Source organism: Paenibacillus sp. FSL L8-0436 (assembly GCF_038593025.1).
In the GTDB taxonomy this organism is placed as follows: Bacteria; Bacillota; Bacilli; order Paenibacillales; family Paenibacillaceae; genus Paenibacillus_AQ.
In genome coordinates this window covers 5,911,927-5,924,510 of the sequence record NZ_CP151955.1, presented here as the reverse complement: position 1 = coordinate 5,924,510, position 12,584 = coordinate 5,911,927, and the positions used below count along the sequence as shown (strand labels likewise).

The window sequence follows — 12,584 nt, the reverse complement described above, 5'->3', positions numbered from 1 at the left end:
CCATGGGAGAAGCGATTGTCGTAACCTCGGGCAAAGGCGGAGTTGGCAAAACGACCACAACAGCCAATATTGGAACCGCACTTGCATTGCAGGGCAAAAAAGTATGTCTGGTTGATACCGATATTGGGCTGCGCAATTTGGATGTAGTCATGGGGCTGGAGAACCGGATCATTTATGATCTGGTGGATGTGGCAGAAGGGCGCTGCCGGTTGAATCAGGCACTGGTCAAGGATAAGCGTTTCGATGAGCTGTACATGCTGCCTGCGGCCCAGACCAAAGACAAGACCTCCGTGACCCCGGAGCAGGTGAAGGATATTATTCTTGAACTCAAGAAGGAATATGAATATATTCTGATCGATTGTCCTGCCGGGATCGAGCATGGCTTCCGCAACGCCATTGCGGGTGCCGACAAGGCGATTGTTGTCACTACGCCGGAGCATGCGGCAGTGCGGGATGCAGACCGGATTATCGGTCTTCTGGAGCAGTCCCATGTGGAGTCGCCAAAGCTGGTCGTTAACCGTATTCGGCCTGGCTTGGTGAAGTCGGGGGACATGCTGGACATTGAGGATATCCTTCAGGTACTGAACATCGATCTGATCGGAATTGTTCCGGATGATGAGCTGGTCATTAAAGCGGCGAACAGCGGGGAGCCAACGGTGATGAATCCCGACTCTTCTGCAGCGATAGCCTACCGTAATATTGCCCGGCGGATTCTGGGGGATGCAGTGCCTCTGATGCAGCTGGACCGCAAGCCGGGGGCTTTCAAGAAATTAAAGAAATTTTTCGGCATGGCTTGAACCTGCTGCAAGCAATCCTATAAAGTTATCCCTTAGATAAAAAAAATCCCGCCGGCAGAGAAATCTGCGGCGGGATTTTTTGTGATAAATAGGTTGCCGGAGGGTTATGGGCTGTAGCCGCAGATACCAATAAGTTTTGGCGCCAAAAGAAAGCTCGCCGCATTTCCATGTTCCGCTTGGTTAAGGCTTGTTCTAAAGCACCTTCCATACTTCATAAAATGGATATAAAACAAGCCCCCGGAGGGATCGAGATGGAACAGAAATCAGGCGTTAAAGGCCGCCGTAAAGAACGGATCCGCAACCTGCTGGAGGACAAACAGGATACTGTGGCAGTGCCGCCGCTTTTTGCTTTGCCCGAGAAGACAGCAAGCTTTAAGGAATGGGGAGCGGGTCCTAAAAATGATCTGGCTCCATCAGCGGAGCCGGATCCCGAGGTCATGTGGAAGGAACGCCGCGGGGGCTGGGAGGATGAGGGAGGCGGCGGCAGATCACATTTTTCTGCCGGATTTATCCGGCGGACTGTCGCAAGCCTCCTTGTATTCGGAGCAGTATGGGGCATATTTTTTCTGCACCAGCCCTGGGCGCTAAAGGCGCAGGATTTTGTTTCGGATGCTCTTAACAAGGATATGGACTTCGCCGCAGCCCAGGTATGGTATGAGGAACACTTTGACGGTGCGCCTTCGTTCATCCCGATCTTCGGGGACGAGGAACAGCCGGCTCAAAAGGTTGCGGCTGCCCACGCCTTGAGCGCTCCACTCGAGGGTAGTATTGTCCGTCCATTTGCGGCTACGCTGAAAGGTGTGGAAATTATGCCTGCGGAGGATTCAAAGGGCAGTATCACGGTGAAAAGTGTAGACACGGGACGGGTGTTATCCGTGAACAATGAGGCACAGGGCGGCATTCGGGTTACCGTACGCCATACGGGCAGCGTAACGGCGGAATACGGTCATTTGAGCGGAACAAAGCTTGCGGTGGATGACTGGATACAGAGCGGTGACACCGTTGGCTGGATGCAGGAGACGAAGGACGCTGAAACAGGGCTGCTTTTTTTTGCAATTATGAAAGACAAGACTTATATTGATCCTGCCGAAGTGGTATCGTTTGATTAGGATATTTGGCATTGAACTGTCGCTGCATCCGCTCTTTGTGCTGATTCTGCTCTTTTCCGTGTTAACTGGACAGTTTCTGGAGCTGCTTACGCTCTTTACTATAGTGCTTATCCACGAATTGGGACATGTCTGCGCAGCTTTACTGGCCGGGGTTACGGTCAGATCCGTTCAGTTGCTCCCCTTCGGCGGAGTGGCCGTGATTGAGGATCACGGGCGGCTTACGGCGGGCCGGGAGATTGGTATCGCGCTGGCTGGACCGCTGCAGAACGGAATCATGATCCTGCTGGCTGTTATGCTCCAGCAGGCAGGTGCAGGCAGTACGGCTTTTCTTGCTTATTTTATTCAGGCGAATGCGATTATCGCGCTCTTCAATCTACTGCCGGTTCTTCCCCTGGACGGGGGCAAGGTTCTTCAAGCTGCGCTAAGTATGTTTCTGCCGTATTATTATACTTTGCTGTGGGGCGGCAGAATAAGTATCGGAGCAAGTGTGCTTGTCATTGGCTACGCGCTGCTGCCGCTTGGGACAGGCGGCGGCCTCCGGCTGAATCTGTTGATGATCGGGGCGTTTCTGCTCTATTCCAATAGGACAGATCATCGGAATCTGCCCTACCGCTTCATGGCATTTCTGATGAACAGAGAGGCAATGTATGCGCGCCATTTGCGTTCCAATAGCGAAGCTCGACCGATTGTTGCGGATTCCGCGAAACCTTTAGATGATATATTGCGTCTATTTAAACGTAATCAATATCATTTTATTTATGTGATGAACGATGATAGGAATATAGTAGCGGTTGTACCGGAGCAGCGCCTGATCTCTACTTATTTTGGAAAGTAGAACAGCTTCCATGCGGCCGGCGGCGATGAATGATTGATTGAAACCCAGAGGTGAAGCCATGAAACAAATGATCGTTCACTGCACACAGCATGTTACCCGGATGGCTCTTCTGGAGAACGGGAGGCTGGTGGAATACGCGGCCGAACGCGACCAGCAGCAAGGTCTGGTCGGCAGTTATTACAAGGGCCGGGTTATGAATGTTTTGCCAGGCATGCAGGCTGCTTTTGTCGATATTGGACAGAAGAAGAATGCTTTTTTATATGTAGACGATGTGCTGCATCCCCATTTGGATAAGCAACCGGCGGTGAAGCCCTCCATTGAGACATTGCTGCAGCCCGGCCAGGAGCTTGTCGTTCAGGTCCGCAAAGAGCCGCGGGGCGGCAAAGGAGCACGTGTGACCACCCACTATACACTGCCGGGACGCTGGATGGTATACATGCCGTTTGCAGAATACGTAGGAGTTTCCAAAAAAATCAGCCGGGAATCCGAACGGAGCCGGCTTAAAGCGATGGGGGAGCGGCTGCGGCGCAGTGAAGAGGGGCTGATCATGCGGACAGTCTCCGAGGATGAGCCGGCGGATGCCGTCGAAGGCGACCTGTCCTTTCTGCGTGCGCAGTGGGAGATGATTGTCCGCCGCGCCGAGGAGGCCGTAGCTCCGGCCCTGCTGCACTGCGATCTGAGCATCGTTCAGCGATTTATCAGGGATGCCTTCAATCCGCAGCTTGATGAGCTGATGATTGATTCGGCTCATGCAGTGAGGGAAGCGGAGGCATTCCTGGATGATATGGCTCCCGAAGGGTACAAGTCTGTTGGATTGTACCGTGGACAAGAGTCCATCTTTACCGCATATGGTGTGCAGGAGCAGCTGCATAAAAGCTTCAACCGGAAGATTATTCTGGAGGGCGGGGCAACGCTGATTTGGGATGAGACAGAAGCGCTGACCGTCATTGATGTCAATACGGCTCAATACACCGGGAGTACCACGCTTGAGGAGACTGTAACGCGAACAAATCTGCTGGCCGCAGAGGAAATCGGCAGGCTTATGCGTCTACGCGATACCGGAGGCATCATCATTGTTGATTTTATTGATATGGAACGCGAGGAGCACCGCAGGCTAGTAACGGAACGGCTGGAGAGTGTGACGAGCCGGGACCGCACCAAGACGCATATTCTGGGCTGGACACATCTTGGTCTGCTGGAAATGACCCGTAAGAAGGCACGGCATGATTCGGCTAGCTTTGCCCCTGTGATCTGCCAATGCTGTGGAGGGACGAGAAAAGTTGGAGCCTGGCTGGAATAAGAATAATCAGCAAATCCAAACAGCTGCAATTATCCGCTTCTCTATACCATTGACTATCTGGATTAAGTATGATAATATCTTCAAGTATGTGTTTGATTGTTCTAATCCTGCACATGCTGTAACCGCTCCGATCGGGTACATAAGCGCAGATTTCTACGGGGATTTGCCACCTAGACTAGGCGAGTCTGAGACATGAGGAGGTGCAAGTACAATGTATGCAATTATCGAAACTGGCGGTAAGCAGTACAAAGTCCAAGAGGGCGATGTATTGTTCATTGAGAAGCTGGAAGCTGAAGACGGCGCAAGCGTAACGTTTGACCGTGTATTGGCTGTTTCTAACGAAGGTGGTCTGACTGCAGGAACTCCGCTGGTAAGCGGCGCGTCTGTAACAGCTAAAGTCGAGAAACATGGTAAGGGTCATAAGGTTGTAGTTTACAAATACAAACCTAAGAAGAACTACCACAAGAAACAAGGCCATCGTCAACCGTACACTAAAGTAACTATCGAGAAGATTCAAGCGTAAGAAGGTGCGTTAATGATTAACGTGCGGATTACACGGGCTTCAGCTCAAGGTACGATTGTCGGTTTTGCCGTTAAAGGGCATGCGGAATACGCGAAGAAAGGCTGGGATATCGTCTGCGCCGGTGTTTCCACAGTTACATTTGGAACGGTGAATTCGATTGAGAAGCTGACTGGTGTTGTTCTGGATACTTCAATGGATGATGGATTTTTAAGCGGAACCTTGGTTCCGGTGAGTGATCCTGAAGTCTCCGCCAAGATCCAGCTTTTGCTGGAATCCATGGTTGTCATGCTCAGTGATATCGCAGAATCATACGGGAAGTATATTAAGATACAGCAAGTTATTATTTAAAGAAGGAGGTTGACCAACATGTTGAAATTGGATCTTCAGTTTTTCGCATCGAAAAAAGGTGTAGGTTCCACAAAAAACGGACGTGATTCCCACTCGAAACGTCTTGGCGTGAAACGTGCTGACGGTCAAGCAGTAACCGGCGGCAACATCCTGGTTCGTCAACGCGGAACTAAAATTCACCCAGGCACTAACGTAGGCATCGGTAAAGATGATACGCTCTTCGCATTGGTGGATGGCGTAGTGAAGTTCGAACGTTGGGGCCGCGATCGCAAAAAAGTGAGCGTGTACCCGGTTGATGTCGCTCCGGTAGCAGCGGCACTGGAAGCGTAAGCTTTCCGAACATTATTTACATGTAGAAGCCTCCGGCATGAGTGCCGGGGGCTTTTTTGCAGGAAAAAAGGCGATATATAGTTCACTTGCTCTTTGAATGCTAATGATTGCCGTGTAAGCCTGTGTTATACTGGAAAATGGCATATGCTTCATCAATGTGAATATTGAATTAGACATGAATTTTGCGAACTGAGGGACGGGGAGAAAGAATGAAATCCTGGAAAAGTTTCGTCTGGGCAGTCATGTTATCCGTAGTGCTTCCTTTAGGTCTCGTGTATTGGCGTACCTCCCTTTTCACATGCCTGCTGCTTGGAATATGGGTAGCTGGGGTGCTTGCTTTCAGCTTTATTTACAACCGGCGTCATTTTGAAGAGGAACTGCGCATACAGGAGAAGACTCTGCAACAGGCGGCGAACCGGACACTGAATCATCATCGTCATGATTGGATGAATGATCTGCAGGTGCTTTACGGATATATCCAGCTAGGCAAGCCTGATAAATCCGTGCAATGTGTGGAAAGAATAAAGGAACGTATAGCGCTTGATAGCCGTATCGCCAAATTGGGAATTCCTTCGCTGGTGTTTTATTTGCAGTCTTTCCGCACATTCCGCAGCAATCTGGAGCTGGAAGTGCAGGTGGAGGAAGGCTTGCAGCTGGAGGACAAGCTAAGTCAGGAGAAAGGCGACGAGCTTACTTCGGTGATTATGCAGACGGTAAGGGCATACCAATACAGCGGACTGGTTCCGCAGGGCGATACCCAAAGACTCCGCCTAAGCTTTATACAGGATGGAGGAGACATTCTGATCTCTTTCGAAGGTGAGGGTGAGCATAGCAATCCCGAGCTGCTGCAGGGGCAAATTTATAATATAGTCCAAGGAAAAATTATGAAGGCGGAGCAGTTGGAGCAGGACAGAGCTCATGTGAAACTGCGTTTACCGCTGGAGATGTAAGGAAGGTGAACATGAATGTTCGTAGATAAGGCTAAGATTTATGTTAAAGGCGGCGACGGAGGCGATGGACTGGTAGCGTTCCGGCGTGAAAAGTATGTGCCGGAAGGCGGGCCTGCCGGCGGTGACGGCGGACGCGGCGGCGACGTTATTTTCCGGGTGGATGAAGGTTTGCGTACACTGATGGATTTTCGTTATCAGCGCCATTTTAAAGCAGAACGTGGTGTAAAGGGACGCAACAAGAGTCAGCATGGTGCCAATGCCGAGCATATGATCGTGCGGATTCCTCCGGGAACTGTATTGATCGACGACGACACCCAGGAAGTGATCGCCGATATGACCCGTCACGGACAGCAGGTTGTTGTAGCGCGCGGCGGACGGGGCGGACGGGGGAATACCCGGTTTGCCACTGCTGCCAATACAGCGCCTGAGCTGGCTGAGAACGGGGAAGAAGGCCAGGAACGTTATGTAGTGATGGAACTGAAGGTAATGGCTGATGTAGGCTTGGTTGGATTCCCGAGTGTCGGGAAATCGACGCTGCTGTCGGTAGTCTCCGCAGCTCAACCGAAGATCGGAGCCTACCACTTCACAACGATTACTCCGAACCTGGGTGTGGTGGATGTTGGTGACGGCCGGAGCTTTGTCATGGCGGATTTGCCCGGACTGATTGAAGGGGCCAGCGAAGGCATCGGCCTGGGCCACGAATTCCTGCGCCATGTCGAGCGAACGCGTATTATTATCCACGTCGTGGATATGTCCGGTTCCGAGGGGCGAGATCCCTTTGAGGATTGGGTCATGATTAATGATGAGCTGAAGCAGTACAATGCAAGTCTGATTGACCGTCCGCAGATTGTCGCGGCGAACAAAATGGATATGCCTGAATCGGAGGAGAACCTCAGTTCTTTCCGTGAACGGGTAGCCGAGCTGCGTCCGGATCTGGAGATTATGCCGATCTCCTCACTTACCCGCCAAGGGGTGCAGGAGCTGCTCTACCGCGCTACGGATATCCTTGACAGCATTCCGGTTGCTCCGGTGGTTGAAGAGGTGGCAGAAACCTCTGAACGCAAGGTATATAAGCTGGAGGCGGAAGAGGATAACTCCTTCACCATCACCCGCGACAACGATGCGTTTGTTGTTAACAGTCCGCGCATTGAGCGGATGATCAAGCGTATGCAGTTGAGTACGCATGATGCGATCCTGAAGCTGGCCCGTACCCTGCGCCACATGGGTGTAGATGCGGAACTGCGTAAGCGTGGGGCTGTAGAAGGCACGATTGTCCGCATTGCCGATTTCGAATTCGAGTTTGTAGAGAACAGCAGCTACTATTAATAGTGGTGCAGGCTGCACGTTACACGCTATAAAGCAGATAGAAGAAACGCCGACTACGTTTTTCCTGGCAAGGAGGACGGAGGCGGCGTTTTTTTATGTAATATTCTGTTTGGTTTAGGTTAATTGGCATACATTAAAGTGCTGAGAGACTGTCCGTTAGCTGCTTAGAGGACGTGGGGAGCTTCATTCTTGCAGTGTATTCATGACCCCCGTGTGAAAATGTGTTGCGTTATTCGGGTTGAATCCTATATAATGTCCACTAAGAAAACACAAAAGTCTTTGGGGTGAGGACGTTCGTGAAAGAACGCTATTATTTGGTCCGTGAGGACATATTGCCTGATGCTGTGCTGAAGACGATGCAGGTCAAACAGCTGCTTGAGGCGGGAGATGCCAAGACGGTGCACGAGGGTGTTGAGAGGGTTGGACTTAGCCGCAGCGCTTTTTATAAATATAAGGACGGCATACATCTGATTCATCAACTGGAGCGCGAACGCATTGTCACGATCTCCATTGATCTGGAGCATGAGTCCGGTATGCTGTCCAAGGTACTCGGCTGTGTGGCAGTTCACGGAGCCAACGTGCTGACGATCCACCAGAGTATTCCGCTCCAAGGGCGGGCCAATGTTGTGATCTCCGTGGAGATCTCGCATTTGAATGAAGAAATGGGCGACATGCTTGATGGCCTGAAGGAAATTTCTGGAGTGAAGCGCGCTTTTATTATCGGCCAGGGTTAAGATGTTTACGAAGCAGTTTTATCGCGATCATTATTCTGTGAAGTATAGCTTCATATAACTTTTAGGAGGATTCAAATGAAGCCGGTTAAAGTTGGTTTATTGGGGCTGGGAACAGTAGGTACGGGCGTGGTCCGTATCGTAGAAGGAAATCAGGAGGATCTGAGCAGTCAAGTGGGCTCCCCGATTCTCATTGAGCGCATTGCTGTGAAGAATACGGATAAACCCCGTGAAATCGAAGTAGACGCCTCCAAAGTGACTTCAGATCCATGGGAGGTTATCCGTGATCCTGAAATTGATGTCATCGTCGAAGTGATGGGCGGCATTGCCGGAACGAAGGAATATATCCTTGAAGCGCTGGAACGCGGCAAACATATTGTAACCGCCAATAAAGATTTGATGGCGCTGCACGGCTCGGAGATTCTGGCCAAAGCGCAGGAGAAGCAATGTGATGTGTTTTATGAGGCAAGTGTTGCCGGAGGAATTCCGATTATCCGCACGCTGATCGAAGGCTTTTCATCAGATAAGATTATTAAGATTATGGGGATAGTGAATGGAACAACCAATTACATACTGAGCAAAATGAGCCAGGAAGGCGCGTCCTACAATGATGTTCTTAAGGAAGCGCAAGGACTTGGATATGCTGAGTCTGACCCGACCTCCGACGTTGAAGGTCTCGATGCTGCACGCAAGATGGCGATCCTCGGCACGCTTGGCTTCCGTACAAATGTTGAACTCAGCGATGTCAGTGTGAGAGGCATCTCGGGAGTGAGTAAAGAGGATATCGCGTTTGCTAAACGTCTTGGTTATGAAATGAAGCTGCTAGGAATCGCAGAATGTGAAGACGAGGCGTTCAGTATCAGTGTTCAGCCGACCATGATCCGGGCCAGCCATCCGATCGCTTCCGTCAACGGTGTCTATAATGCGGTGTATGTATTCGGGCAAGCGGTAGGAGAGACTATGTTTTATGGTGCGGGAGCAGGTGCGATGCCTACAGCAACCTCTATCGTTGCCGATCTGGTGGCGGTTATCAAGAACCTGAAACTGGGCGTTAACGGTCTCAAGCAGATTGTCCCGTATAAGCAAAAGAAGCTGAAGAGCGACGAGGACATCTTTTTCAAGAACTTTTTGCTGCTGCATGTAGATGATAAAGCGGGTGTGCTGGCGAAGATCACCCAGGTGTTTGCCGAATACGATGTCAGCCTCGATTCCGTTGTGCAGCAAGCCAACCCAAATAATACTGATGCGGAGATCATAATTGTGACGCACAATGCAAGCAAGGCGAGTATGAATAAGGTAATGCGGCATTTGGAGCAGCTTGCGGTCATCCACCGGATCAAGAGCCATTATCGTGTGGAAGGCTGACAACGGAGTAAGTTCCAGATATCAGGAACCGCGTAAAAATAACGAAGGAGATTTCATCAGCCATGAGTATTTACGGAAGGTCTAGAGTTAAAGTCCCTGCCAGTACCGCCAATCTTGGACCGGGTTTTGATACACTGGGTATGGCCTTGTCGCTGTATGCCTGGATTGAGATGGAGGAAGCTGCGGAAACCGTGTTTCACCTACATGGTGATGAGATGAAGGGTGTGCCCCAGGACAAGAATAACTTGCTCTACCAGGTAGCCCAAATGGTTTTTGCGGAAGCTGGGGTTACCATCCCTGAGTTGTCGATTTCCATGTATTCCGAGATTCCGCTGACACGGGGGCTTGGCAGCAGCGCTTCAGCCATTATTGGCGGAATGGCAGCAGCTAATGCTATGATTGGTACACCGCTGGACAATGCCCGACTGTTTGATATGGCCACTGCACTGGAGAAGCATCCCGACAATGTTGGAGCGTCCCTGTTCGGGGGAATCATTACGGCTGTCTGGGATGGCGGGCATGCCGACTATATCCGTCTGGAGCCGCCACAGGATCTGGAAGTGCTTGTTGTGATCCCTGAATTTGAGCTGGCCACGGTCAAAGCGCGTGGGGTCATTCCCTCCGAAATCACGGTGGGCGATGCAGTGTTTAACATCAGCCGTACCTCATTGCTGACGGCGGCACTGGCCTCTGGCAGGCTTGATCTCATCAGCCGGGCCATGCAGGACCGGCTGCATCAGCCATACCGTGCGCCGCTGGTGCCGGGGATGGAGAAGCTGCTCGCCGAAGCCCCGCAGCATGGAGCGCTGGGAATTGCTCTTAGTGGCGCGGGCCCTACACTTCTTTGTCTGGTCGACCGGCGCGAGGGCAGGAAGCAGGAGCTTGAGCGATTTTTGAAAGAAACGATGCAGCAGCACGGTATCCCGGCTCGCACTCGCTGGCTGCCTCCATGTACTTCCGGGGTTACCACTGAGCTGCTTGAAAGAAACGGGATGCAAAAGCAATCATTTTTGGATATGATAAAAGGAGAAATACAGTCATGAAGTCAATAGCGGTATTGCCGCAGGGTACCGTCTCCCACGAAGCGCTGCTGCACTTGTTTGGTGCTGAGTCTGTAAAGCTTGAACATCATAAGCTGATTTCCGACGTTTTTCTCTCTACGGCAGGCGGTGCCACTGATTACAGTGTCATTCCCATTGAGAACACGATTGAAGGTTCGGTCAGTCTGCATATCGATTGGCTCATTAATGAAGTGAATCTTCCAATGCAGGCGGAGTGGATCTTTCCGTCGATACAGAATCTCATCTGCAACCCGCAGGAGTTCAAGGATGACAGCGGAAATAAGGATTATACTAAGATTGTAAAGATCCTTTCCCATTCTGTCGCCATGGCCCAATGCCTGCAGTTTATCCGTGAGCATGCCCCTTGGGCTGAGCTGGAGTCGGTCGGAAGCACTTCCGAAGCAGTGGAAATTGTAAAGAACAATCCGGGTAAAGGTTGGGCAGCAATCGGCACGGCACTCGGTGCCGCAACGCATGGCCTGGAGATCCTTGACCGGAAAATCACAGACCACCATAATAATTACACAAGGTTTGTCCTTGTAGGCCCGCACAAGCTGAAGATTCCCCGCAAGAGTGTTGGAGACAAGACAAGTATTCTTGTAACCCTGCCGGAGGATTTTCCGGGAGCCTTACATCAGGTGCTGTCTGCATTTGCATGGCGGCGTCTGAATTTATCGCGTATTGAATCACGGCCTACGAAGAAGAAACTGGGTACTTATTATTTTTACATTGATGTGCTGGAACCGATAGAATCGGTCCTGCTCCCGGCGGCGATTGAGGAGATCAAAGCATTGGGCTGTCAGGTGCGGATTCTGGGCTCCTATCCCACATACACCTATGAGGAAGAGAAAGCGGAGGTGCAGTAAGTTCATGGCTGAGCAATGGATCTATCTGGATGGACAACACGTAACAAAGGAAAATGCAAAGGTATCCGTTTTTGATCATGGATTCTTATATGGAGACGGCATTTTCGAAGGCATTCGCATTTATAACGGCAACATTTTCAAATGCAAAGAGCATCTGGACAGGCTGTATGATTCGGCCAAGTCAATTATGCTGGACATTCCGCTGACTTACGATGAAATGCTGGAGGCTATGGCTGAGACGATTCGCTTGAACGATATGCGCAACGGCTATATCCGTCTGATCGTTTCGCGGGGTCCCGGAAATCTGGGGCTGGATCCACGGCGTTGCCCTAAGGCGAGTGTGATTATCATTGTGGAGCAGCTGGCTATCTATCCGGAGCAGGCTTACCTTAACGGTTTGCGGGCGGTTTCCGTATCACAGCGGCGCAATATCCCGGATGCACTGAATCCGAAGATCAAATCACTCAACTACCTCAATAACATCCTCGTCAAGATTCAGTCCAATCTCGCTGAGGCTGACGAAGCGATTATGATGAACGCTCAAGGGTACGTAACGGAAGGTTCGGGGGATAATATCTTCATCGTCAAAAGAGGTGTGGTGTACACGCCGCCTTGCTACCTTGGTGCACTTGAAGGAATTACCCGTCTGGCCATTATCGAACTCTGTGAGAAGCTGGGACTTCCGCTGAAGGAAGAGCCGTTCACCATGCATGATGTCTATATTGCCGACGAAGTCTTTTTCACCGGAACGGCAGCCGAGGTTATTGCAGCCCGCGAAATCGATGGACGGATTATCGGAGCAGGGCATGCCGGACCGATTACACTGCAATTGCTTGAAGAATTCCGTAATGCGGTGGATAAAGACGGCTACAAAGTCTGGGAATAGTGATTCAACTAAATTATTGATTTAACATAAGCAAATCCTTTCATGCCAGTCATGAAAGGATTTTTTTTGTTCACATGATGTCAATCGCCCATGGGCTGCATAAGATGTAGTAACGAAGGAGGCGGCTGTACCGCATTTTACGATGCTTGAGAGCAGA

At 50.8% G+C, this 12,584-nt stretch carries 14 protein-coding genes and 1 other annotated feature; all 14 genes read left to right on the top strand.

The features are described 5' to 3' along the window. Nucleotides 1–2 precede the first annotated feature (2 nt). Nucleotides 3–797, top strand: a complete 795-nt coding sequence (gene minD / locus NSS79_RS27435) for a septum site-determining protein MinD (protein ID WP_038595685.1) — start codon at nt 3–5, stop codon at nt 795–797. 251 nt (nt 798–1,048) lie between these two features. Then, complete coding sequence (locus NSS79_RS27430) at nt 1,049–1,906, top strand: M23 family metallopeptidase (RefSeq protein ID WP_342436926.1); 858 nt, start codon at nt 1,049–1,051, stop codon at nt 1,904–1,906. After that, nucleotides 1,899–2,741 carry a M50 family metallopeptidase gene (locus NSS79_RS27425; RefSeq protein WP_038595680.1) on the top strand — a complete coding sequence of 281 codons (843 nt, stop codon included), beginning with the start codon at nt 1,899–1,901 and terminating at the stop codon, nt 2,739–2,741. Before NSS79_RS27430 ends, NSS79_RS27425 begins: the two co-directional genes overlap by 8 nt. Before the next feature lie 58 nt (nt 2,742–2,799). Next, entirely contained in the window at nt 2,800–4,041 is a 1,242-nt protein-coding gene (locus NSS79_RS27420; protein WP_342436925.1) for an Rne/Rng family ribonuclease, read from the top strand. A 110-nt stretch (nt 4,042–4,151) separates the two neighbouring features. Next, nucleotides 4,152–4,238: a sequence feature (ribosomal protein L21 leader region), on the top strand. Between the two features lie 14 nt (nt 4,239–4,252). After that, nucleotides 4,253–4,564 carry a 50S ribosomal protein L21 gene (gene rplU / locus NSS79_RS27415; RefSeq protein ID WP_036698983.1) on the top strand — a complete coding sequence of 104 codons (312 nt, stop codon included), beginning with the start codon at nt 4,253–4,255 and terminating at the stop codon, nt 4,562–4,564. Between the two features lie 12 nt (nt 4,565–4,576). Then, a complete protein-coding gene (locus NSS79_RS27410; RefSeq protein WP_342436924.1) occupies nt 4,577–4,912 on the top strand; it encodes a ribosomal-processing cysteine protease Prp in 336 nt (111 codons plus the stop codon). 18 nt (nt 4,913–4,930) lie between these two features. Further along, nucleotides 4,931–5,242, top strand: coding sequence for a 50S ribosomal protein L27 (gene rpmA / locus NSS79_RS27405; protein WP_019908993.1), 312 nt, complete (start codon nt 4,931–4,933; stop codon nt 5,240–5,242). A gap of 209 nt (nt 5,243–5,451) precedes the next feature. Continuing rightward, on the top strand, nt 5,452–6,192 hold the full coding sequence (locus NSS79_RS27400; RefSeq protein ID WP_342436923.1) for a Spo0B domain-containing protein: 741 nt from the start codon (nt 5,452–5,454) through the stop codon (nt 6,190–6,192). A 15-nt stretch (nt 6,193–6,207) separates the two neighbouring features. Continuing rightward, a complete protein-coding gene (gene obgE / locus NSS79_RS27395) occupies nt 6,208–7,518 on the top strand; it encodes a GTPase ObgE (protein ID WP_340896866.1) in 1,311 nt (436 codons plus the stop codon). A gap of 296 nt (nt 7,519–7,814) precedes the next feature. Then, nucleotides 7,815–8,252, top strand: coding sequence for an ACT domain-containing protein (locus NSS79_RS27390; protein WP_340896867.1), 438 nt, complete (start codon nt 7,815–7,817; stop codon nt 8,250–8,252). Between the two features lie 75 nt (nt 8,253–8,327). Continuing rightward, nucleotides 8,328–9,614 (top strand): homoserine dehydrogenase, encoded by a 1,287-nt coding sequence (locus tag NSS79_RS27385; protein WP_340896868.1) that lies wholly within the window; start codon nt 8,328–8,330, stop codon nt 9,612–9,614. Nucleotides 9,615–9,676: 62 nt separating this feature from the next. Next, a complete protein-coding gene (gene thrB, locus NSS79_RS27380; protein ID WP_340896869.1) occupies nt 9,677–10,657 on the top strand; it encodes a homoserine kinase in 981 nt (326 codons plus the stop codon). Then, nucleotides 10,654–11,541, top strand: coding sequence for a prephenate dehydratase (gene pheA, locus NSS79_RS27375; protein ID WP_342436922.1), 888 nt, complete (start codon nt 10,654–10,656; stop codon nt 11,539–11,541). Before thrB ends, pheA begins: the two co-directional genes overlap by 4 nt. Before the next feature lie 4 nt (nt 11,542–11,545). Further along, nucleotides 11,546–12,427, top strand: coding sequence for a branched-chain-amino-acid transaminase (gene ilvE / locus NSS79_RS27370; protein ID WP_038595656.1), 882 nt, complete (start codon nt 11,546–11,548; stop codon nt 12,425–12,427). Nucleotides 12,428–12,584 lie beyond the last annotated feature (157 nt).